We start from the raw sequence: 21,524 nt of genomic DNA on the forward strand, positions 1-21,524 counted from the left end.
TCGAACCTACCCCCCCACACGGCCTCGTTCAAACGCGCCCGCGAGCAGTCGCACCCGCTCGGCGATGTCCTGGGCGAGCAGCGCGTCCGACACCACCGCCGCGCCATGAGCCCCCGTCGCCGCCACGCTCGCCACGTTGGCGAGCCCCACGCCGCCAATCCCCACCACCGGCAACACGCTGCCCTTCACCACGCGAGCCAGCCCCTCCAACCCCATCACCGGCGCCGGCACCGCCTTCGTCATCGTGCCGAAGACAGGCCCCACGCCCACGTAGTCCGCGCCCGCCTCCAGCGCCTCCCGCGCGCCCCCCTCATCCCGCACCGTGACGCCCACCAGCCGGCCAGGCCCCAACAGCGCCCGCGCATCCCGGGCAGGCAGGTCCTCATCCCCCACGTGCACCCCGTGTGCGTCCGACAGCAGCGCCAGGTCCACCCTGTCGTTGAGCAGGCACACCGCGCCCGCGCTCCGGCACAGCGCCACCACCGTCCGCGCCACCTCCAGCGCCTCCCGGAGGGACGTGCGTTTCATCCGCAGCTGCACCACCCGCGCGCCGCCCGCCAGCAGGCGCTCCGCCTTGGCCACCAGCGGCATGTCCGGCACCACGGTGTCGTCGCACAACAGATAGAGGCCGGGGGGAAGCAGCGGGCGGGGCAGGACGTTCATCGGCACTGGGAAGACGGGACGGCGGCGTTGACAGGCGGCCCCTCTGCTATAAGGTGGCGCGCTGTTTTCCAAGCAATTCTGAGGATTTGAAACATGGCGGACACGGTGGACCCCAAGCACCTCGATAAGCGCACCGCGGAGCGGTACCTGCGCTCGGGCCAGTTGGACGAGAAGGCGCACAAGCGCTACCTCGAGAGCCTGCCTGATGTGGCGGACAAGTCCGTCCCGGTGGAGACCTTCATGCTCGACGACGTGGAGGACTACGACGACGAGGATGAGGACGAGACGGACGACGTGGACGACTCGGATGATTCCGATGAGGCCGACGAGGCGGATGACGAGGCCCCCGTCACCAACAACGACGAGGCCGACCTGGCCGCCGTCGCCTCCTCCTCCGAAGACGAGCCGAACAATCCATGAGCCCCGCGGACGAGAAGCGCGGCGAGACCTTCGTCATGCGGGGGGAAGCGCGCTCCGCGTCCGAGGAGCCCATCGGCTTCACCACGTTCATCATGGGGCTGGGCACCGCGGTGCTCATCTACCTGGGTGAGGCGCCGAATCCCGAAACGGGCCAGACGACGAAGGACCTGCCGCTGGCCCGGCAGAACCTGGACCTGTTGTCGATGCTGCGGCTGAAGACGCGGGGCAACCTGACGGCCGAAGAGGAGAAGCTCTTCGACGGGTTGCTCGCCGACTTGCGACTGCGCTTCGTGGAGGCAAGCAAGCGGTGACGGTGTCTGCTCCCCGCTCGGGCTCGCTGCCCGGGAACATCCGCTTCGCGGCGCTGGTGGCCTGCATCCTCGCCGCGCTCACGGGCTGGGCGTCCCTGAACGAGGCCACGGAGCTGGCGCACTTCTACGAGGTGCGCTCCCAGCACCTGGAGAAGGGCCCTCCCCTCCTCCTCGGCAATGACCCAGCCGTGCTCCAGCACCTGCTGGAGACGCAGTACCAGGCGCTCGAGCCCATGCGCGAGCCCAGGGCCGCGCTGATGGGTGTGCTCGCCGTGGCGTGCGCCTTCGTCTTCGTGTCCGCCCTGCGCATGCTCCGCCCCGGAGACCTGCCCCGAGGCGCCATGGGACGGATGCTCGGCCGCGCCGCCGTCACGGTGGCGGTGCTGCGCACCATCGACGGCGCCCAGTGGGCCGTGGTGGCCCGACGCGTGGGCGTCACCCTGGCCCAGACGCTCGCCCAGCGCCCCGAATACCAGGACCCCTCCGCCGCCGAGGCCGTCACCACCGTGGCCCCCTGGCTCGCGCTGGGCATGACGGTGGCCGGCACCACGCTCATCGCGGGGACCTTCGCCGTGCTCGGACAGTTCTTCCGCAGCGAGTCCGTGCGACAGGCGCTCGTCACCCAGGACGGCCCCGTCGACGGGTAGCCGTCCCTCAGTGGGCGTGGGGCGCCACGGAGCCCGGCAGCAGGGACTCCAGCACCGCCTCCACGTCCGCCGTGGAGTCCTCCAGCCCCAGCACCTGCCCCGTCACCGGCAGCTTCAACAGCGCCTGCCGCGACAGCCCGAAGACGTGCGCCAGGTGCCCCATGGGCCAGCGCGACTGCATGTGCAGGAAAGCGGCCTCGTCCAGGTCCTCGGGACGGCCCTCCGGCAGATCCACATTGTCGTAGACCACCCGCTCACCGCCCACGCGCCGACCGTTGCCGTAGGCGATGACCTCCTCACCCTCGTCCGGGTCGTACACATACGCCTGCACGGTGGTGTTGGCCGCGCGGGACAGCAGCCGGGGCAGCGCATGGTGCGCGGCGTACCAGTGCGCGCCGGGCCGGCCCTGGGTGAAGGGCGCCACGTAGGCCAACCGGACCACCTTGCGGCGACGGTTGACCGAAACCTGCAGCCCGGTGGCGCCTGACGCGCCGTCCAGCTGCAGCGCCTCGCGGGCCTGCCGGAGCAACTCCAGCCCGCCGAAGCTTTCGAGTCGAATGAGATAGCCGCCGTGCGCTTCCAGGTTCAGCCCCCCGCGGGTGCGCGCCGCCTATAACCGAGCCACGTCCCTCGTGGCAACCCAGGCACCTCGAAAAGCCAGCCGCTACCAGGAGTCCAAAGTATTCCGTTTCTGGCGCAGCCCGGGCCGCGATTCGTGACGCACCGCACCAACTTGCCAAGCCCTTCGCGACTCTTACGTTGAGTGTATGCGACTCGATAAGTTCACGGTGAAGGCCCAAGAAGCCATCCAAGAGGGCCAGACGCTGGCCCGCCGCGCCGACAACCCCCAGTACGAGCCGGAGCACCTGGCCGCCGCGCTGATGGGTCAGAAGGACGGCCTCGTCGACCCGCTGCTCCGCAAGCTTGGCGCGGACGTGAAGCTGTTCGCGTCCCGTCTGGGCGAGGCGCTCGGCAAGCTGCCGCGGATGCAGGGTGGTGAGAGCGCGATGCTCGGCCAGCGCCTGCTGAAGACCTTCGACAAGGCCGACGACGAGGCCAAGGCGCTCAAGGACGAGTTCATCTCCTCCGAGCACCTGCTGCTGGCGCTGACGCAGGACAAGGGCACTCTCGGCGAAATCATGAAGGCCTCGGGCGTCACGCGCGAGCGCGTGCTGTCGAGCCTCAAGGAAGTCCGAGGCTCCGGCCGCGTGACGAGCCAGGACGCCGAGTCCACGTATCAGGCGCTGGAGAAGTACGGGCGCGACCTGACGGAGGCGGCGCGCGCGGGCAAGCTGGATCCGGTCATCGGCCGCGACGAGGAGATCCGCCGCTGTGTCCAGGTGCTCAGCCGGCGCACCAAGAACAACCCGGTGCTCATCGGTGAGCCGGGCGTGGGCAAGACGGCCATCGCGGAGGGCTTGGCGCGGCGCATCGTCGACGGCGACGTGCCCGAGGGCCTGAAGAACAAGCAGCTCATCACCCTGGACCTGGGCGCCATGGTGGCGGGCGCCAAGTACCGCGGCGAGTTCGAGGAGCGCCTCAAGGCGGTGCTCAAGGAGGTCTCCGACTCGGCCGGCCAGGTCATCCTCTTCATCGACGAAATCCACACGATTGTCGGCGCGGGGAAGGCCGAGGGCGCGATGGACGCGGGCAACATGCTCAAGCCGGCGCTGTCGCGCGGCGAGCTGCACTGCATCGGCGCGACGACGCTGGACGAGTACCGCAAGCACATCGAGAAGGACGCCGCGCTCGAGCGCCGCTTCCAGCCGGTGTTCGTGGGCGAGCCCAGCGTGCACGACACCATCAGCATCCTGCGTGGCCTCAAGGAGCGCTACGAGGTGCACCACGGCGTGCGCATCCAGGACAGCGCGCTGGTGGCCGCCGCCACGCTCAGCCACCGCTACATCGCGGACCGCTTCCTGCCGGACAAGGCCATCGACCTGGTCGACGAGGCCGGCAGCCGCCTGCGCATCGAAATCGACTCCATGCCCACCGAGCTGGACGACATGCGTCGGAAGATGACGCAGCTCCAGATTGAGAAGGAGGGCCTGCGCAAGGAGACGGACCTGCACTCGCAGGAGCGCCTGGCCACCATCGAGCGGGAGCTGGCCAACCTGCGCGAGCGCTTCGACGGGCTCAAGGCGCACTGGGACGCGGAGAAGGGCGCCATCGGCGGCATCCGGACGCTGAAGGAGAAGCTGGAGAAGGTGAGGAACGACCAGGTCGCGGCCGAGCGCCAGGGCGACCTGAACCGCGCCGCGGAGCTGAAGTTCGGCGTGCTGCCGTCCTTGGAGAAGGAGCTCCAGACGCAGAACACCAAGCTCACCGAGCTGCAGAAGAACCACAAGTTCCTCAAAGAGGAGGTGGACTCGGAGGACATCGCGTCCGTCGTGGCCAAGTGGACGGGCATCCCGGTCTCGCGGCTGATGGAGGGCGAGGTCCAGAAGCTGGTCCACATGGAGGAGCGGCTGGAGCAGCGGGTGATTGGTCAGCGCAGCCCGATTGAGGCCGTGTCCAACGCCGTGCGCCGGGCGCGCAGCGGGTTGCAGGACCCGAACCGGCCCATCGGCTCGTTCATCTTCCTGGGCCCCACGGGCGTGGGCAAGACGGAGACGGCCAAGGCGCTGGCGGAGTTCCTCTTCGACGACGACACCGCCATGGTCCGCATCGACATGTCCGAGTACATGGAGAAGCACGCGGTGGCGCGGCTCGTCGGCGCGCCCCCGGGCTACGTCGGCTACGAGGAGGGTGGACAGCTCACGGAGGCGGTGCGCCGCCGGCCGTACACCGTCGTGCTCTTCGACGAAATCGAGAAGGCGCACCCGGATGTCTTCAACATCCTGCTCCAGATCCTGGACGAGGGCCGGCTGACGGACAGCCAGGGCCGCACGGTGGACTTCAAGAACGCGGTCCTCATCATGACGTCCAACCTGGGCTCCGCGGACATCCAGGCGGGCATGGCGGGCAAGGACGAGCTGGACGAGAAGACGCGCGACGAGGTGCTGGACGCGCTGCGCGCGCACTTCCGCCCGGAGTTCCTCAACCGCGTGGACGAAATCGTCATCTTCGAGCCGCTGCGCAAGAAGGACATCTACCGCATCGTCGACCTGCAGCTGGCGAAGCTGAGCAAGCTGATGGCGGACAAGCGGCTGACGCTGGAGCTGACGGACGCCGCGCGGGAGCTGCTCGCGGAGCGCGGGTACGACCCGACGTACGGTGCCCGCCCGCTCAAGCGCGCCGTGCAGAAGAACCTGTTGGATCCACTCGCCATCAAGGTGCTCAACGGCGACTTCGCGCCGGGCGACACCATCCAGGCCGACGCGGGCCCCACCGGGCTCACCTTCGCCAAGGTGCTGGTGGACGCGTCCAAGAACGTGAAGCGCACGGCGTAAGTCACCGCCGCGGGCGAGGATGCATCCGAAGCCCCCTGCCCCGTCCCTCGTGGATGGGCGGGGGGCTTCTTCGTGGGCGGGCTCAATCGGAGTCGGAGTCGGAGGCTTCCGTCATCTCGGTGTCGTCCGACAGCTCGGCCTCGGATTCGTCGCCGACGCCCCAGTGGGCCTCCATCGCGGCCACCATCGCGTCGACGTCCGCGTAGAGCCGTCCGAAGGCCACCGGATAGGCCATCCGGACGGACCGGGCGTGCTGCTCGAAGAGCATGGCGCGCAGTTCGTCCAGGCTCTCGTTCGTCCGCGCGGGGTCGAGCCCCAGGGCAGCGTACTCGCCCTCGTCGTTCTCTCCGTCCGCGTCCGTGTGCAGGTTCTGCACGGTGTCGAAGTCGAAGAGACTGAACAGCGCGTCCTGAAGCTCGTCGTCGGTGACACCACCGCCATCGGCCGCGTTACCCGCTCGGGCGACGGCGGCGTCGTTCGCGACATTGCCCGCGCCTCCTCCGAAGTTCGCTTGAGAGAGGGGGAGCTTGCTGCGGACGACCAACCACTGCTGCACATACGCCTGGAGCGCGAACCCCTGGGCCATCGTCCCCGGAGCCGCGTTGTTGGCCGCGTCCCGGTGGGCCTCCAGCAGCTCGATTTCATCATCGAGTGCCTGCTCCTTGTCGTCATCGAGGCTGTCGATGAGGTCCCATCCCGGCAGCGCACGCAGGTGGTTCTCCAGCCGGTTCATGTTGTTGATGGCAGCGGCGGGCGTGCGGCCGAGCAGTCCGCGGTCGAGGGTGTCCAGGTACGTCTGCCACGGCGTGGTGTGGTGGCGCTCCGTGGGCCACAACGAGCCCGCGCGCCCGCCCACGTTCACCTGGTTGATGCGCCCCGCGGCATTCGCGCCGAGCTGCACCGCGACCCGCTGGATGGGGACGCCCGCCCCTGCCCCGGTGCGCGGCGCCGCCTTGAGCTGCGCGGTCGCCATGTCATGGGAGGACTCCATGGGGAGCCTGGAGGCGCGCGCGGACATGGCGTCGGCCTCGCGCTCCAGGCCGGAGTCGTCGTTGAGCGCGGCGCCGTGCAGCTCGGCCGTGGGCCGCACCCGCCCCTGTTTCTGTTGCACGACGTGCCACGCCTCGTGGGCCAGGTGCTTCTCCTGCCCCGGCGCCACGTGGATGTCCGAGCCCTGCGTGTAGGCCAGGGCCTGGAGCTGCGCGGGCGTGGAGGAGTTGTAGTGCACGCGCACGTCGTCCATCGACATGCCGGACAGGGACTCGACGCCGGACTTCAGCGAGTCCGGCAGGCCCGTGTCATTGCGCGGCGAGGCGCGGCGCTGGAGCGTCTGCGCCTGCTTCGCCTGCGCCACCACTCGCGGGGAGGCGTCCAGCGCCTGCTGGAGCGCGCCCAGCGCCTGCGTGCGCGACGAGCCCCCCTCCGTGGCACCAGCTCCCGCCGAGGGCGCGGAGGTGGACTCGCGCGAGGACTGTGACGGCTCGACGAACACACCCATGCGATGCCTCCGGGGGAGGCTCGCAATGTACCGTGCCCTTCTCGAGCGCCGACAGGATGCGCCGGGTGTCACGCCATGAGGGCCGCGTCACGCCGGAGCACGTCCTCCTCACGCGTGGGACGCCCTGAGTCTCCTCGGGCGCTCAGGACGGGGACGGCGGCGTCTGCGACGCCTCGGGGCTGTCCGCGCGAATCTTGCGCGAGTTCTCGACCAGCTCGCGCCAGGACGCCTCATACTCCCCTCGCAACCGCGCCCACTCACCGCCCCGGGCCTTCATCAGTCGCCGCAGCGACTCACCCGTGCTGGAGAACGACGAGCGCAGGAAGCGCAGCTCCTCCTTCGTGAGCAACGAGTCCTCCGCGCGGGAGCGGGAGATGTCCGCCTCGTACCCGTCGAACTGGGCCCCCAACTGCCGCAGCTCCGCCTCGCGCTTGCGCTCATAGGCCGCGCGCTTCAAGCCCGCATGCTCCTCCGCGTCGTCGAGCGACTTGCGGGTGTCGTCACAGGCGCGCAGCAGCTCCTGCTTGCCCCGCTCGAAGTCCTCGGTGCCGCGCTGACGCAGCTCCTCCAGCTTGCGGCGGAACGCCTCGCGGCGCTCCTTCACGCCCCTCAGCTCCTGCACCTCGTCCTGTGCCTGGCGGATGTCGGACTGCGCCTCGACCTCGGCGATTCGCGCGTCGATGCGCTGTTTCTCGGCGTCCATCTTCTGCAGGTAAGCCTCGCGCTCGTTCATGGCCTGGATGCCTCCTCAAGGTGAGACGCCGCGACCTGGCGTCCTCGCGGGGATATGGATGAGGACGGCGTGGGACATCGGGCACAGGCGAAGGCACGAGGGCCGGGCGTGCCGCGCGGAGTGCTTGACCCCGGGCCCGCTCCAGGCGATGAGCCGGGCGCATGAAGCCCTGGGAGACACTCGAGAGCGCCGACGTCCCGGACGTGGGGGACCTCACCCTGGTCCGCCGAGGGGACGAGTACGTCCTGCGCGTGCGCGGACAGACGCTGATGTCCAGCCGCATGCACGGCTCCGAGGAGGCGCTCGCGAAGGCCGGCTGCGCGGAGCTGGCGAGCCGGGGCACCGGACGGGTGCTCGTCGGTGGGCTCGGCTTTGGCTACACGGTGCGCGCCGTGCTGGACGCCGTGGGGCCGGGTGTCGAGGTCACCGTGGCGGAGCTGCTCCCCACGGTCGTCGCCTGGAACCGGGGGCCTCACCTGTCGCCCCTCGCCGGTGCGCCGCTGGAGGACAAGCGCGTCTCCGTGGTCGAGGCCGACGTCAGTCGCGTCATGGCTCGCAACCCGCAGACGTTCGACACCATCCTGCTCGACGTGGACAACGGCCCCACCGCGCTCACCCATCCGGACAACCAGGGCCTCTACGGCCTGCCCGGCCTGTCCAACGCGGCGCGCGCCCTGCGCTCCGGTGGCACGCTCGGCGTCTGGAGCGCCGGCCCCGCCCCGAGCTTCGAGCGCCGACTGGAGAAGTGCGGCTTCACCGTGGAGGTCCTCCACCCCCACGCCCACGGCACCAAGGGCCCCCGCCACGTGCTCTTCATCGCCCGCCTGGGCAAGGGCCGCCGCTGAAGCCCCAGCGTCGAAGGGCTCGACAGAATATGATGACCGGTATATTCATCCGGTCGTGAGCAAGGGAGAGGACACTCGTCGGCGGATGATTGCCGCCGCGGCGGAGATGCTGGAGCGCTCGGGGTATGCCGGCGCGGGCATCAATGAGCTGCTCGAGGCCGGCAAGGCGCCTCGGGGCTCGCTCTACTTCCATTTCCCAGGGGGCAAGGAGCAGCTCGCCATCGAAGCCCTCCAGGCTTCGTCCGCGGAGGTGACGCGGCTGCTCGGCGAGCACCTCGCCTCGTCCAAGGGCCTCGTCACCGGACTGCGTCGCGCGCTCGCGCAGCTGGCCGACCGGGCCGAGGCCTCTGGCTTCGAGAAGGGCTGCCCCGTCTCCGCCGTGGTGCTGTCCTCCGGCGCCACGCCCGAGCCAGTTCGCGCCGCCGCCGCCGAGGCGCTCCAGTCCTGGCAGCAACTGCTCACCGAGCGGCTCCGGGCCGAGGGACTCACGGCCGCCGAGTCGCGCCGCCGCGCCGCCCTGGTGCTCTCCTCCATCGAGGGCGCGCTCTTGCTCATGCGCGCCCACCGCAGCCGGGCTCCCGTCGAGGAGCTCTCCAAGGAACTGGAGCGCCTGCTCTCACTCGATTGATTGCGGCCCACGCCGTGCGCGGATGGGCCGCGTCGGCGCGACTCCAGAATATGTAGACTGGTCTATATACTGAGGTTGTCATGAAGGATTCGTCACCGGACTCACTCGTCATCGGCGCCACGGGATTGCTGGGGCGCTGGCTCGTGCCGGAGCTGACGCGGCGCGGACGACACGTCGCCGTGCTCTCTCGCAACGCCCAGGCGCGCAGCCAGTCCTACCGGGACTGGGTGGCGGCGCTCGGAGGCGCCCCCGAGCGACTCGTGTTCCTCGAGGGGGACTTGGACGCGCCGCGCCTGGGGCTCACGCCAGAGGACCGCGCGGCCCTCCAGGGCGTGTGCGACGTGTTCCACCTGGGCGCGCGCTTCGCCTGGCATCTGTCACCCGAGGAGGCTCAGCGCACCAACGTGGAGGGGACTCGCGCCGTGGTGGAGCTGGCCGCGGACCTGCCCGCGCTGCGCCGGCTCGTGCTCGTGGGGGGCTATCGCATCGGCCCGCGCCTCGACACCTCGGGGAGAATCGTCCCCGCGCCCCCGCTGAGCTTCGCGGACTCGGGCGCCTATGAGACATCCAAGGCCCTGTCCCACCAGATAGCCGTGGAGACCGCCGCGAGGCTCGGGGTCCCCCTCACCACGGTGCACCCGTCCTCCGTCATCGGAGACAGCCGCACCGGCGCGACGGTGCAGAGCCTGGGGCTCGGCGACACCGTGGCCCATGTCCATGCCGGGAAGATGCCCGTCCTCCTGGGCTCGAAGGACACCTTCGTCCCCGTCGTCGCCGTGGACACGGTGGCGCGCTTCATGGCGGGCGTGGTGGAGGTGCCGGAGGCCGCCGGTCAGGAGTACACGCTGATGGACCCAGGCTCGCCCACGTTCCACGAGATGATTCGCTGGGCCGCGCGACGCTCGGGGCGATGCGCGCCCCGCCTGTCGCTGCCCGTCTCGTGGGTGCGCTGGCTGCCCGAGCGACTGTTGGGCGCGGCCACCGAGTCGCTCGACTTCCTCGACACCGCCCGCTACCCCGTGGAGCCCGCACTCGCGATGGCCCAGCGGATGGGCGTGGAGCTGCCGCCCGTGGAGACGGTGCTGGAGCGCTGGTTCGACTTCCTGCGCGGCACGGGCTTCGCTCCCGACGTGGAGCGGGCGCGACTCGCGTCGGTGCGTCCGGGATGACCCGGCGAGGGAGGGGCGTGGAAACCGGGGCCTCGCGCGATGTGCTGTAGTAGCCCGGCCCTCGAAACGGACCGGAGACCTCCTGGTGAACCGCCCTTCCCTGCTGGCCGTGCTCGTCGTCCTGCTGACCGCGCCTGACTCACGCGCGCAGCCGTCCTCCGTGCTGGGAGGACTCGACGGCCTCTACCCGGACCTGGACGCGCTGTACCGGGACTTGCACCAGCACCCCGAGCTGTCCTTCCAGGAGGAGAAGACCGCCGCGAAGCTGTCCGAGCGGCTGCGCAAGCTGGGCTTCGACGTCACCACCGGCGTCGGCGGCACGGGCGTGGTGGCGCTGCTGCGCAACGGCCCCGGGCCCACCGTCATGCTGCGCACGGACCTGGACGCGCTGCCCATGGAGGAGAAGACGGGCCTGCCCTACGCCAGCAAGGTGCAGGTGAAGGGCGGGGATGGGCAGACGGTGCCGGTGATGCACGCCTGCGGACATGACGTGCACATGACGGTGTGGATGGGCACGGCGACGCTGCTTTCGCGCAAGAAGGACCAGTGGAAGGGCACGCTGATGATGGTGGGCCAGCCCGCGGAGGAGATTGGAGCTGGCGCGCGGAAGATGCTCGCCGATGGGCTCTTCAAGCGCTTCCCCAAGCCCGACTTCGCGGTGGCGCTGCACAACACCACGGCGGCGCCCGCGGGCCGCGTGGAGTACGTGTCCGGTTACGCCATGGCCCACGTGGACTCGGTGGACATCACCCTCTTCGGCAAGGGCGGACACGGCGCCTACCCACACACGACGGTGGACCCCATCCTGATTGCCGCGCGCACGGTGCTCGCGCTCCAGACGCTGGTCAGCCGGGAGAAGCACCCGCTCGAGCCCGCGGTGGTGACGGTGGGCTCCATCCACGGCGGCACCAAGCACAACATCATCCCGGACGACGTGCGCCTGCAGCTCACCGTGCGCTCCTACAAGCCCGAGGTCCGCAAGGCGCTCCTGGAGGGCATCGAGCGCGTCGCCAAGGCGGAGGCCCTGGCCTCCGGCGCCCCGCGTCCGCCCAAGGTCGACGTCACCGAGGGCACACCCGCCACCTACAACGACCCCGCTCTCACCCGCCGCCTCACCGAGGCCGTGGTGCGCGTGCTCGGGGAGAAGAACGTGGGCGAGGCCCAGCCCGTCATGGGCGGCGAGGACTTCTCCGAGTACGGCCGCGCCGGAGTCCCCGCCGCGCTCCTGTGGCTGGGCTCGGTGGAGCCGCAGCGCTTCCTGCAGTCCCGCTCGGGCGGCGAGCCGCTCCCGTCCCTGCACTCGTCCGGCTTCATCCCGGACCGCGAGCGCACGCTGCGCACGGGCGTCACCGCGCTGACGACGTCCGCGCTGGAGCTGTTGGGCAAGCCCTGAGCCCGGTGAAACCACGGCCACGACGAGGGCCTCGAGGACCCTCGCCGCGGCGCGTGGGAGTGAGGTCGCCCCCCAAGGCGACCTCGCTCCAGTTTCCCTTCCTGCGCTACCGGCAGGCCCCCAGTCGGACGGAGAGGCAGCCGTCGTTCCCGCAGCGCGTGAAGCGCGCGCAGCGCTGGGCCTCGTACTCGCCGAAGGCCCGGACGGTGGTGGTGCGGCGCCCCTCCGCCGCCGTCTCCACGCACACCTCGATGTCCTGGATGGGGATGTTGGGCGTGGCGGTGAGCACCTCCGTCATCGGGTCGAACAACGCGCTGGCGGTGGCGCACTCCATCGCCTTCTGCGCCGACGTCGCGCGCACCTCCACGACCCGCACCGCACAGAACTGCTTGCTCTCGATGCCCAGGGCGAACACCGTCCCCCCGGCGTCACACGCGGTGGCGGCGATCGACTGACACGTCCCCCCCATGCAGTTGGCGCCGGCGTTGCAGACCTGGCTGCCCGACGAGTTGCAGCACGCCTCGCCGACGTCGCCACAGTTGCGGCACATCTCCCCGCCCGACTCCATCACACACATCAGCGAGCCGCCGCAGTACGCGGCGGAGGCGGCGACACAGCACTCCTGTCCCTCGCCGCCGCACGGCACGCACGTGCCGCTGTTGCAGGCCAGGCCCGTGTCGCAGCCCGCGGAGTCCGTCCGGCACGCGCAGCCGTTGGTTCCATACTGACTGGGGTCGCATTCGGAGTTGCCGCCCTGGCAGCTTCCGCAGCCCGCCATGACGACCATGCACAGCATCAGGAGCCCCCGCAGGGGCGAGTTCAGGTTCACGATGGGGTTCCTCGTTGCTTGGAAGGACATGGGGTGCACCGGCTCCGCGCGGCTCACGGGCTGAGCACCAGGTGCACGGACTTGCCGTCGCCATTCACGGCGCGGACCAGCACCTCGAGGTTGTCGGAGATGGACAGCGCCTCCACGACGCGCAGGCCCGCCTTCTCCAGCTCCTTGGGCGCGAGCTGGGAGAGCGGGTAGCTCTTCTCTCCGTCCGGCGGGGTGATGAACGCGAGCTGGGACTTGTCCTCACCCGTGGCCGTGCCCACCACCCAGTTGCTGGCGTTGAGGCCCAGGGCCCTCGCGGACAACACACCCTCCGGCAGGGGCAACAGCTCGCCGCCCTTCTCGCGGGTCCACCGGAAGGGCTGGCTCTGCTTGCCGGAGATGCGCGCGGTGCCCAGCACCGTGCCCACGTCGTTGAGCGCGGCGATGTCCGCCTCCAGCTCCAGGAGGATGTGACGCTCCTTGCCAGCGATGAGCGCCGCGCGAGGGCCGCTCTCCGTCTGCACCACCGCCGCCGACTCACCCATCGCATTGAAGAAGAGGCGCCCCGTGCCGAGCCCCATCAGCGCCTCGCGCTTCGCGAGACCGACCTCGTCGACGAGGTAGACGACGTCCTTGTCGTCGGGCCAGCGCACCAGCGGCGTGCCGTGCGCGTTGCCCACCAGGGCCTCATAGCCGTCGACCCGGAGCTGCGCGCCCGCCTTCACCTCGTTCGCCTTCATCCGGAACGCAGCCAGGCCCTTGTACGAGTACGCGGTGCCGAACAGGTCTCCGCTGGCGCTGACGCCCTTCACCTCGACGCGGTCCACGCCGAGCGCCTCGCGCAGCGACTGCACGGTGGACTTGTTCGTGATGAGGCTGTCCGACTCGTCGTTCGCCAGACGGGCGATGACCGCGCCCTCGTTGGTGATGAGACGGGCAATCGACACCGTCGGGAGCTGACGCCACCGGTTGAACTCGAACACCTGGGTGACACACCGGTTGAGGGCGACCCGTTGCGACTGGACCATCCCGCCCGAGGAGCCCTGGATGACGGTGGGACCTCCCCAGTGTGCGGGCAGTCGGATGGCGAAGCGCGCGGTGCGCTGAGCCTCGGGCACGCGCACGTTGAGGACACCGACGCTCGCGTCCACGCTGAAGAGCTCCACCAGCGTTCCGCCGGCGGGCGCGGGGCTGCTCAGGACGACCTCACCCGACAGCTCCGTGGCGTTCGAGGAGGGGCAGCGGTTGGTGGACGTCAGCACCCGAAGCGCCGCCAGACGCGGACGCGGCACGCCCGCATACGCGACGAACTGACGGACCTGCACGGGCTCTGACCAGTAGAACTTGAAGACGATGTCCGTGTAGCCGTCCACCCAGACCTGGCTGCCACCGGTCAGCACCAGCTCGACGTTGTGCGGACACGAGGCGCTCTCGCAGTAGGGGTCATCCGCGCCGCGCACCTGACGGGCAAAGGCCTTGAGCGTGCCGCGCACGCGCGTGACGCTGTTGGCGTCGCCCAGGTAGTACGGCGAGGGCAGCGTGTCGTCGAAGGTCCAGGTGATGACGTTGCCGCTGCGCGAGCCCCACAGGTTCAGCACCAGGTCGGAGTTCACGCCGAAGGTGCGCGCAGGGACGTGCAGGTTCAGGGTGCCCGCCGACTTGGGCAGCAGCCAGTAGCCCGTAGCGTAGTCGTTGCCGCGCACGTGGATGCGCGCGGCGTTGAGGCGGACATTCGTGCCGCGCCATACGTCGTCCACGATGTCCGCGTGGGCGACTGGCGCCAGGAAGAGGCCGAGCAGGGCCACCAGGCCCAGCCCGTTGAGGATGCGATTCATGAAGTTCTCGGAGGTGTGGTGGGAGTGAAGTGAAGGCCGCGTCGGGACTCAGCCCCCCAGCTCGGCGGAGGACTGGGCCATCAGCGACATGATGCGAGCGCGAGTGGAGGATTGCTGGCCCGGGCGCAGCGCGAGCGCCTGGAGCATCTGGAGGACCGGCGCGCCGCCGCCGTCGATGCGATGGGTGATGAGGTTGAGCAGCGTGGCCTCCACCCCGGAGACCATCCCCCCCGAAACGACCCAGGTGCGCAGTCGCTCCAGGTCCGCCCCGTCCAGCGTGCGCGCGTCGAGCGCGTCCAGCAGCGCCGCCTGCACCAGTCGCTCCGGCTCCTGGACCAGCGAGTCGAGCAGCATGCGCGTGGCAATCTCCTGCGGCACGGCGCGCAGGGACTCGGCCGCCGCGGCGCGCACCTCGGTGGAGTCGTCGCGCAGGTAGGGCTGCGCCTGGTCCAGCACGGCCTCCTGTCGCGTGTTGCCCAGCGCGCGCAGCGCGTGCATGCGGTCCTGGGGGTCCTTCGCGTCGCGCAGCGAGTCCTGGAGCGGGCGCAGGTACGTCGCCACGTTGGGGTCCCCAGGCGGGAGCTTCGACACCACGCCGCCCAGCGCGTACTCGGACGCGCGCCGGGTGGCCACGTCGTTGCCCACTCGGGCCTGCTCGCGCAGCGTGGTCAGCATCCGGGCCGTCTCCGGCTCGGGCGTCTCGAGGAAGCCCGCGCGCTGCAGCATCAGCCCATAGGACGTCTCGTGCTCGCGCGCCACGGGGGCCTGGAGCAGCTCGCGCATCAGCGCCTGGGCCTGCGCATGCCCCGTGCCCGCGAGCACGTCCATGGTGAGCTCGCGCAGCCCCGGATTCACGCCCGGGCGCAGGAAGGACGCGGCGAGCTCCCGCGTCCTGCCGGGCTCCAGCTTGAGCGCGGCGATGGCCCGCCGCACGAAGCGGTCCAGCTCCGGGATGGACTCGGGGCGCGTGGCCGAGGCGAGCACGCGGAGGACCTCGTCCACCGTCATGCCATCCGCCTGGCTGCGCAGGAGCGCCGTCTCCTTGTCGCCCTCGAAGACGATCTGCTCGGGCTTGCGGACGAGGGGCTTGTCCTCGTTCGTCGCCAGCAGCGGCGCCATGCTCCGCGCGGAGAACGTCACGCGCAGGCGCATCCGGCGCGACATCAGCGGGGCGCCATCCGTCCGCGTCGCGTCCAGCACCTCGTCGTGGGACACCCCGGCCATCCGGCCGTCCGGCGTGCGCTCGAAGCGGGTGAGCGAGCGCAGCTCCTGCTGGAACGGCCGTCCCTTCCCCGCGGCGTTCAGCGCCACGTAGCGCGTGCGCCGCCGCGTCAGGACGGAGTCCCCGTCGAACTGGAAGCGGGCCTGGACCTCGCCCGTCTGGTTGGACTCGACGACGTCCCACTCGGCCGCGTCGCGCAGCGTGGTGGGGAACAGCTCCGCGGCGAGCGTCTGCGCGAGCTGACGGAACATGGCGGGCTCCGACTCCGAGAAGCGCACCGCCAGGAGCGCGCCCTTCGCGTCCAGCTCCACCCAGGCGGACGCGGACTCGGGCAGCTGCGCCACCACGGAGGCCGCGTCGGGGAAGAGCTGCTGGCCCGAGAGCACCGCGTCGTGTCGCTCCAGGGACTTCAGCGACAACCGCACCCGCGTGCCGTCCGGACGGACCTCGAGCGCGCGCAGGGCCAGCGAGCCCTCCAGGTGCAGCGTGCCCTCCACCGCGCCGGCGGAGGCCGAGCCCCCCGGCACGGGCATCGGGAGCTCCACGCGCTGCAGGTCATCCCAGGCGAACCGATAGACGCGCTCCTCGCCCGGCGTCCACTGGAACAGGGGCAGGCGGGAGTCGCTCACGACGACCGGGGTCCCCTCGCCCGCGACGACGGTGGGGCGCGTGAAGTACCAGGCGGACAGCGAGCCGGTGAGCAGCAGGGTGGACAGCACGGCCGTACGGACGGCGAGCCTCGGGCGACGCATGAAGGACCTCGGAAGGAATGGACTGGGGTGGGACGCCATGGCGAGGGAAGGCCATGGCATCCCTGGAGGACCGCCCCGACGCGTGAGCGCCGGAGCGGCCCCACCGTGTGACTAGAAGATGCGCGCCAGCGGCACCGTCTTGGTCTCGGTGTAGATGTTGTGCTTCAAGCCGAAGCCGCTCCACGAGAACACGGTGAACTCGGCCTTCAGGTCGAACAGCTGCGCGAAGAGCGAGATGCGCCCGTCGAGGAAGCGCGTCTCGATGTCCAGCTTCGAGGTGAGGCGCAGGAACAGCGTGTTCGGGTCCGTCGGGTGCGAGGGCGAGCTCAGGTAGATGCCGATGTCCGTCTCCAGCGGGAGGTTGGCGCGGGTGAGCACCACCGTGCCGCGCACGGCAATCTGAACCTTGGGCAGACCGATGCCCACCGACGCGAAGCCATTGACGGAGAGGTACGGCGTGAGGATGCCGAACAGGTCCACGCCCAGCAGGTCCGCCGCGCAGTCCCGGGTGATGGCGCCGCCGATGTCGAACTTGACGCCCGTCTCCGCGGACACGCCCGCCGTCAGCGTGACGGGGATGTACCAGACCATGAACGTGTAGGACGTCTGGGCCTCGTCGAACGCGTACACGGGCTTCGTCTGCGCGAAGGTGACGCGCAGCGGGTAGGTCTGGTCGTGGGTGTAGACGGACTGACCCAGGAAGCGGGCCCCCACGGTGAGCCGGATGCCGTTGGCCGCGGTGCCCGCGGAGCCGTCGATGTGGATGACCTCCTGGCGCGTGGGGCTGAAGAGGTTCGCGTACGCGTTGAACTCGCCGTAGATGCGCGCGTTGTACTCGCACCACGGGCCCGTCAGGCCGAAGCCCTTCGCCTGCATGCGCGCGCTCGACGCACCCGGCGCCGTGACTTCCCAGCCGGCGTTGTAGTCGTAGCCGGCGCCCATGACGTTGTCGCCCGTGTAGGCGCTGTCACCGGCCTCGCCGCCATGGCGCACCAGGCCCGTGGACGGGTTGGTGGGCGCCTCCTGCGCCTGGATGTACCGGCCGTAGTGCAGCACGTACTGGGCCAGCATCGTCGTGTTGAAGGTGTAGTCCTTCTCCTTCAGGGCGGAGATCTTGAGCAGGTGCGCGTTGCGCACGAAGCTCGTCTCGCTGAAGTCGTTGCCCGTCAGGAACAAGCACGCCTGCAGGTCCGCGGCGCGGCGAGGCCCCATGGCGGCGTCCAGCTCCAGCTTGTAGCGGCGCGGGCTCCAGTCACAGGACGTCACGTACTTCGAGTCGAGGCAGCCCTGCCCCTCGGCCTGGACCAGGCGCTCCTCGATGGCCTTGTCGAGCGCGTAGAGCCGCTCGGTGGTGGTGGCGTTCAGCTCCTTCGTGTCGCGGTCCTTCTTCGTGAAGAGCGCGTAGGCCTTCTGCCAGTCGGCGTAGATGCCCGCGCGCTGGGCGAGCAGCGCGATGAAGCCCTCCTGCTCCTCCTGGCGCACGGTGAGCTCGTCATCCGGGATGTGCGAGAGCTGCTCGGCCATCTCCTGGTGCCACGAGTCCGAGGCCACCGCCCACTGACGGGCCTCCGGGTTGTTGGCGAGCCGCGCGGCGTCGGTGGTGAACTCGTAGGGCTTGGCGCCCTTCGGGTAGGGGCCGGGCGTGAAGGCGAAGTACGCGTTCTTCGCCACCCGCGTCTCACCCCAGATGGGGGCCAGCTTCTCGCCATCGCGGCTGTGCAGCGTGCGGTGGGCGATGCCGTCCTTCTCGTAGGCCGACTGGAAGAGCGCACGGTAGTCGTCGCCGTGCACGCCCGAGAGCCGCTCGAAGCGGCTGTAGTCGTAGTACTTCTCGTCCACGTACTCCTGGCAGGACGTCACCTGCGTCCCGTTCTTGTCCCACGCCTGCAGCTGCCCCAGGTACGCAAGCTCCGCCTTCGTCAGCTTCTCCAGCTTCTTGCGGTAGAGGAGCTGCCCCTTGAGCACCTGGCCCGACAGGCCCTGGTCCATGCCGCTCATGCGCGTGGTCCCCAGCGACGCGGGCTGGGTGGCCACCGTCGCCGTCCCGCTGCCGAACTCGTCCGGCAACAGCACCGTGCGCTTGGGCGCGTTGTTCCAGCGCGCCCTCCACTCCGTCTCGATGGTCTGCTGGCAGTAGGCGTCGTGGGCGATGCCGCACTTGCTCGAGCGGTAGTCGACGTCCACGCACTGCTGAAGCGACGGTGTCGGGCAATCCGCCGCGAAACTCGCGGGCGCGGAGAGCAACGTCACCGACAATCCGGCCCAACGCAGCGGGCTCCCCAACAGACCCACTTTCTTCCCCTGGTTCATATGAAGCTTCGTCCTTGGTGAGGGCCGGCTTCGGGCGCGGCCCGCCGGACCCCAGAGCACGTGCTGTGCCGCACCGTGTTCCACTCGGGAGCGCGCGACGACGCGCCCTCGACGCGAGGACCCGGGGACAACACGGCGAACCAGGACGTTGCCTGGGAGGCAACACGCACCAGGACGACGACGTGGGAAGCGTCAGTGCCCCACGCCTTCACACAACCAGCCGCGCGCGAAGGCCCAGTCCCGGCGCACGGTGGCGGGCGCCACGCCCAGCACCGCGGCGGTCTCCTGGATGCCCAGGCCCGCGAAGTAGCGCAGCTCCACGAGGCGGGCCAGCCGGGGCTTGAACGACTCCAGCGCCACCAGCACCCGCTCCAACCCCAGCACGTCGATGTCGACGCCCACGGGGGACTCCGTCACCTCGTCATGCAGGTACAGGGGCTCACGCAGCGCGTCCCGACGGCGGGCGTTGCGCACCCGCACCGCCTCCACCAACGCCCGACGCATCGCCTGGGCTCCCACGCCCAGCACATGGCGACGTCGCTCCACGTCCGCGGACTCCCCCGCCCAGCGCCCGCAGATGTCGCGAAGCAGCAGCATGGGACGCAGCGTGGCCCGCGAAGCCTCACCACTCATGGCCGCGTGCGTCATCTCGCGAAGCTCCTGGTACGCCACCCCCTGAAGAGCGTCCCGGGCCTCCGTGCCTTCGTTGCGAGCGCCGTCCAGCAGCGATGTCTTCTCCGACATGCCCATGGTGTCCTCCTGGGTCTCACATCCCGTCGAGTCGCTTCGCCACGCCTGCTCAGCCTGTCGAACGAAATCCCCCGCAAATCTTGAGAACAAAGAATTGTTTTCGTGAATACCGACAATTCACTGCCCGCGGGGATGACCAACCTGCACTCAGCGATATTCGCGCGCAACGCGGGAGCGCCTACTTTCCTGGCTATTCCTTTTTATCCACATTCCCAAAGGCGACTGGAGCACGTCCCCGCGAGGAAGCGTTCGGGGTCCCTCGCATGGGGGGTGGCCACGCCTCGGCTTCCCGCGACGCCCTGGAGGGCCACCAGTCCCGAGGTCCTGGGTCTGCCCGGACGCGGGCTACGCGGTGGGTAGCCAGAGAACGAAGCGGGCGCCGCCCTCGCGAGCCCGTGCGTAGCGCAGCTCCCCACGCATGCTCCGGGCCAGCTGGCGACACAGGGCGAGCCCCAGGCCCACGCCGGGCGCGGACCGGGCAGCGGCCTGCACGGACTTGGAGAAGGGCTCGAAGAGCTTGCGGGCCGTTGCCGGGTCCACGCCCGGGCCGTGGTCCCTCACCACCAACCCCGCCCGGCGGCCCCGCACCTCCAGCACCAGGTGCAGGCGGGTATCGGCGGCGCCGGCGGCGTACTTGGATGCGTTGTCGACGAGGTTGAAGAGGATCTGCTCCACCGCCGACGGGTCCGTCATCACGGTGACGTCCGGGGGCACATCCACGCTCAGCACCAGCCCCGCCTGGAGCGCGCGCTCGGCCAGCCGGGGCTCCATCCGAGACACGAGCGCGTCCACCGCCACCGGCTCCAGCCGGGCTGGCGCGCGTCCGCGCTCGATGCGGGCATAGGCGAGCACGTTCTCCACCAGGTGGCTGAGCCGCTCCGCCTCGCGGTGGAGGATGTCGAAGTATTCCTGTCGCCGCGCGGCGTCCGGGACCATGCCCGCCGACAACATCTCCGTGTACATGCGGAACGTCGTCAGCGGCGTGCGCAGCTCGTGCGTCACCGCCGACACGAAGGCGCCCCGGCGCTCGCTCAGCGCCATCACCCCCACCAACAGGGCCACCACCGCCACGCCCGCGAGCACCACGCCGCTCCAGGCCACCGTGAGGACCAGCGGCAGGGACGACAGCGCCCCCGAGGAGCCCTCTTCTCCTGATGGGGAACCCGGCACCAGCCGCACCGGCAGGGCCGCCAGGAGCCTCCCCTCCCCCGTCGCCGTGACGTCGCCCCTTGCGGGCTCCAGCGTCGCGCCCGGAAGCAGGTCCTCCACACGGCCCTGGAGCCAGCGACTCAACCCGGGCCAGTCCAACCAGCAGCCCTGGAGGACCTCCTGGCCGTCCACCTGGACGAGCCGCCCCAGCAGGAGCGCGTCGCCCACCCAGAGCGCCCGCATCTCCGCGCGGGGGCTCGCTCGGGCCGAAGATGGCTCCTGGGCCTGGTAGGCCACGACATTCTGGTTCGCGGCCTGGCGCGCGCTGCGCGAGCGGGCATCGAACTCACTGGCGTTCTTGAGCTCCTGGAACGAGTTCGACAGCTTGCTCAGGCTCCGCGACGACGGGCTTCCCCTCGAGGCCGGCGCCTCCCTTGCCGCCAGCGCCTCGCGCAGCCGGAGGCCACCGAGTTGCCGCGACACGTGCTCGAGGCGCGTCCGCAACACCTCGTCCTTCACGGGTGAAGCAGCCACGCCGAGCGAGGCCCGCAGCGACGCGTCGATGACCTGCGGAGAGGAGACCTTCCCGGCGGCGTCCACCTGGAAGTGGAGCAGGACATGCTCGGGCGGCCCCGCGAGCAACGGGGACGCAAGCCACGCCTGGCCCTCGGGCAACGGGGCGTTGCGCGCGTCCAGCACGCCGGGCACGGGAGCGACGGCCGCGTACGCCTCCGCCGGCACCGCGCTCTCCCGAGCCACCAGCGGCAACAGCTCCGAGTCCAACCGCCACAGCGCCAGCCGCACGTTCTCCTCGCGCGCCGCGCTCATGCGGGCCTGGCGGTCCGCGCGGTCCAGGCGCAGGGCGAAGACGGACAGCCACACCACGCCGGCCAGGGCCAGCGCCAGACAGGCGCTCACCGCGAGCCAGACACGCCAGGAGCGAATCATCGGGCGCCGCCCGACTGGGAGGGCATGGAGCCCTTGCCGTGC

18 protein-coding genes are annotated in these 21,524 nt (G+C 70.4%); 8 read left to right on the forward strand and 10 right to left on the reverse strand.

The window, feature by feature from the left end; genetic code table 11:
• Positions 1–6: 6 nt before the first annotated feature.
• On the reverse strand, positions 7–663 hold the full coding sequence (thiE, locus tag LXT21_RS02000) for a thiamine phosphate synthase (RefSeq protein WP_254036378.1): 657 nt from the start codon (positions 661–663) through the stop codon (positions 7–9).
• A 93-nt stretch (positions 664–756) separates the two neighbouring features.
• On the opposite strand from thiE, the gene LXT21_RS02005 reads away from it, so the two are divergent.
• From LXT21_RS02005 to LXT21_RS02015, 3 genes are read left to right on the forward strand one after another with little or no spacing between them, the layout of a single operon-like run.
• Positions 757–1,083 (forward strand): RNA polymerase subunit sigma, encoded by a 327-nt coding sequence (locus LXT21_RS02005; RefSeq protein ID WP_254036379.1) that lies wholly within the window; start codon positions 757–759, stop codon positions 1,081–1,083.
• On the forward strand, positions 1,080–1,394 hold the full coding sequence (locus LXT21_RS02010; RefSeq protein WP_254036380.1) for a DUF1844 domain-containing protein: 315 nt from the start codon (positions 1,080–1,082) through the stop codon (positions 1,392–1,394). Before LXT21_RS02005 ends, LXT21_RS02010 begins: the two co-directional genes overlap by 4 nt.
• Entirely contained in the window at positions 1,391–2,041 is a 651-nt protein-coding gene (locus LXT21_RS02015; protein WP_254036381.1) for a hypothetical protein, read from the forward strand. Before LXT21_RS02010 ends, LXT21_RS02015 begins: the two co-directional genes overlap by 4 nt.
• A 7-nt stretch (positions 2,042–2,048) precedes the next feature.
• On the opposite strand, the gene LXT21_RS02020 is transcribed toward LXT21_RS02015, so the two are convergent.
• A complete protein-coding gene (locus tag LXT21_RS02020) occupies positions 2,049–2,570 on the reverse strand; it encodes a hypothetical protein (RefSeq protein ID WP_254036382.1) in 522 nt (173 codons plus the stop codon).
• A gap of 238 nt (positions 2,571–2,808) precedes the next feature.
• On the opposite strand from LXT21_RS02020, the gene clpB reads away from it, so the two are divergent.
• On the forward strand, positions 2,809–5,433 hold the full coding sequence (clpB, locus tag LXT21_RS02025) for an ATP-dependent chaperone ClpB (protein WP_254036383.1): 2,625 nt from the start codon (positions 2,809–2,811) through the stop codon (positions 5,431–5,433).
• Between the two features lie 82 nt (positions 5,434–5,515).
• On the opposite strand, the gene LXT21_RS02030 is transcribed toward clpB, so the two are convergent.
• Together LXT21_RS02030 and LXT21_RS02035 are read right to left on the reverse strand one after the other, a co-directional pair.
• On the reverse strand, positions 5,516–6,931 hold the full coding sequence (locus LXT21_RS02030; protein ID WP_254036384.1) for an eCIS core domain-containing protein: 1,416 nt from the start codon (positions 6,929–6,931) through the stop codon (positions 5,516–5,518).
• A 142-nt stretch (positions 6,932–7,073) separates the two neighbouring features.
• Complete coding sequence (locus LXT21_RS02035; RefSeq protein ID WP_254036385.1) at positions 7,074–7,664, reverse strand: BAR domain-containing protein; 591 nt, start codon at positions 7,662–7,664, stop codon at positions 7,074–7,076.
• Between the two features lie 161 nt (positions 7,665–7,825).
• Here LXT21_RS02035 and LXT21_RS02040 point away from each other — a divergent pair, with 161 nt between their 5' ends.
• The 4 genes from LXT21_RS02040 (at position 7,826) to LXT21_RS02055 (ending at position 11,699) form a co-directional block, all read left to right on the forward strand.
• On the forward strand, positions 7,826–8,509 hold the full coding sequence (locus tag LXT21_RS02040) for a spermidine synthase family protein (RefSeq protein ID WP_254036386.1): 684 nt from the start codon (positions 7,826–7,828) through the stop codon (positions 8,507–8,509).
• A gap of 85 nt (positions 8,510–8,594) precedes the next feature.
• On the forward strand, positions 8,595–9,137 hold the full coding sequence (locus LXT21_RS02045; RefSeq protein WP_254036387.1) for a TetR/AcrR family transcriptional regulator: 543 nt from the start codon (positions 8,595–8,597) through the stop codon (positions 9,135–9,137).
• A gap of 80 nt (positions 9,138–9,217) precedes the next feature.
• Positions 9,218–10,306: an SDR family oxidoreductase gene (locus LXT21_RS02050; RefSeq protein ID WP_254036388.1), complete on the forward strand. Its 1,089-nt coding sequence runs from the start codon at positions 9,218–9,220 to the stop codon at positions 10,304–10,306.
• An 85-nt stretch (positions 10,307–10,391) separates the two neighbouring features.
• The gene (locus tag LXT21_RS02055) at positions 10,392–11,699 is read left to right on the forward strand and encodes an amidohydrolase (protein ID WP_407666950.1); all 1,308 of its coding nucleotides are present in this window, start codon (positions 10,392–10,394) and stop codon (positions 11,697–11,699) included.
• Positions 11,700–11,805: 106 nt separating this feature from the next.
• On the opposite strand, the gene LXT21_RS02060 is transcribed toward LXT21_RS02055, so the two are convergent.
• The 6 genes from LXT21_RS02060 to LXT21_RS02085 all read right to left on the reverse strand — a co-directional run bounded on the left by LXT21_RS02060 (position 11,806) and on the right by LXT21_RS02085 (position 21,482).
• Positions 11,806–12,528 (reverse strand): hypothetical protein, encoded by a 723-nt coding sequence (locus LXT21_RS02060; RefSeq protein ID WP_254036389.1) that lies wholly within the window; start codon positions 12,526–12,528, stop codon positions 11,806–11,808.
• A gap of 53 nt (positions 12,529–12,581) precedes the next feature.
• The gene (locus tag LXT21_RS02065; RefSeq protein WP_254036390.1) at positions 12,582–14,351 is read right to left on the reverse strand and encodes a hypothetical protein; all 1,770 of its coding nucleotides are present in this window, start codon (positions 14,349–14,351) and stop codon (positions 12,582–12,584) included.
• Positions 14,352–14,399: 48 nt separating this feature from the next.
• The gene (locus LXT21_RS02070; protein ID WP_254036391.1) at positions 14,400–16,325 is read right to left on the reverse strand and encodes a HEAT repeat domain-containing protein; all 1,926 of its coding nucleotides are present in this window, start codon (positions 16,323–16,325) and stop codon (positions 14,400–14,402) included.
• Positions 16,326–16,436: 111 nt separating this feature from the next.
• Complete coding sequence (locus LXT21_RS02075; RefSeq protein ID WP_254036392.1) at positions 16,437–18,635, reverse strand: hypothetical protein; 2,199 nt, start codon at positions 18,633–18,635, stop codon at positions 16,437–16,439.
• Between the two features lie 192 nt (positions 18,636–18,827).
• Positions 18,828–19,379: an ECF-type sigma factor gene (locus LXT21_RS02080; protein WP_254036393.1), complete on the reverse strand. Its 552-nt coding sequence runs from the start codon at positions 19,377–19,379 to the stop codon at positions 18,828–18,830.
• Positions 19,380–19,730: 351 nt separating this feature from the next.
• Complete coding sequence (locus LXT21_RS02085) at positions 19,731–21,482, reverse strand: sensor histidine kinase (RefSeq protein WP_254036394.1); 1,752 nt, start codon at positions 21,480–21,482, stop codon at positions 19,731–19,733.
• Positions 21,483–21,524: the final 42 nt, after the last annotated feature.

Source organism: Myxococcus guangdongensis (genome assembly GCF_024198255.1).
Lineage (GTDB): Bacteria > Myxococcota > Myxococcia > Myxococcales > Myxococcaceae > Myxococcus > Myxococcus guangdongensis.

Excerpts from the sequence above, each read along its gene's own strand:
- LXT21_RS02065 (WP_254036390.1), bottom strand. The coding sequence starts at position 14,351 with ATGAATCGCATCCTCAACGGGCTGGGCCTGGTGGCCCTGCTCGGCCTC.
- LXT21_RS02040 (WP_254036386.1), top strand. The coding sequence starts at position 7,826 with ATGAAGCCCTGGGAGACACTCGAGAGCGCCGACGTCCCGGACGTGGGG.
- LXT21_RS02005 (WP_254036379.1), top strand. The coding sequence starts at position 757 with ATGGCGGACACGGTGGACCCCAAGCACCTCGATAAGCGCACCGCGGAG.
- LXT21_RS02070 (WP_254036391.1), bottom strand. The coding sequence starts at position 16,325 with ATGCGTCGCCCGAGGCTCGCCGTCCGTACGGCCGTGCTGTCCACCCTG.
- thiE (WP_254036378.1), bottom strand. The coding sequence starts at position 663 with ATGAACGTCCTGCCCCGCCCGCTGCTTCCCCCCGGCCTCTATCTGTTG.
- LXT21_RS02050 (WP_254036388.1), top strand. The coding sequence starts at position 9,218 with ATGAAGGATTCGTCACCGGACTCACTCGTCATCGGCGCCACGGGATTG.
- LXT21_RS02085 (WP_254036394.1), bottom strand. The coding sequence starts at position 21,482 with ATGATTCGCTCCTGGCGTGTCTGGCTCGCGGTGAGCGCCTGTCTGGCG.
- LXT21_RS02030 (WP_254036384.1), bottom strand. The coding sequence starts at position 6,931 with ATGGGTGTGTTCGTCGAGCCGTCACAGTCCTCGCGCGAGTCCACCTCC.
- clpB (WP_254036383.1), top strand. The coding sequence starts at position 2,809 with ATGCGACTCGATAAGTTCACGGTGAAGGCCCAAGAAGCCATCCAAGAG.
- LXT21_RS02080 (WP_254036393.1), bottom strand. The coding sequence starts at position 19,379 with ATGTCGGAGAAGACATCGCTGCTGGACGGCGCTCGCAACGAAGGCACG.
- LXT21_RS02010 (WP_254036380.1), top strand. The coding sequence starts at position 1,080 with ATGAGCCCCGCGGACGAGAAGCGCGGCGAGACCTTCGTCATGCGGGGG.
- LXT21_RS02045 (WP_254036387.1), top strand. The coding sequence starts at position 8,595 with ATGATTGCCGCCGCGGCGGAGATGCTGGAGCGCTCGGGGTATGCCGGC.
- LXT21_RS02075 (WP_254036392.1), bottom strand. The coding sequence starts at position 18,635 with ATGAACCAGGGGAAGAAAGTGGGTCTGTTGGGGAGCCCGCTGCGTTGG.
- LXT21_RS02035 (WP_254036385.1), bottom strand. The coding sequence starts at position 7,664 with ATGAACGAGCGCGAGGCTTACCTGCAGAAGATGGACGCCGAGAAACAG.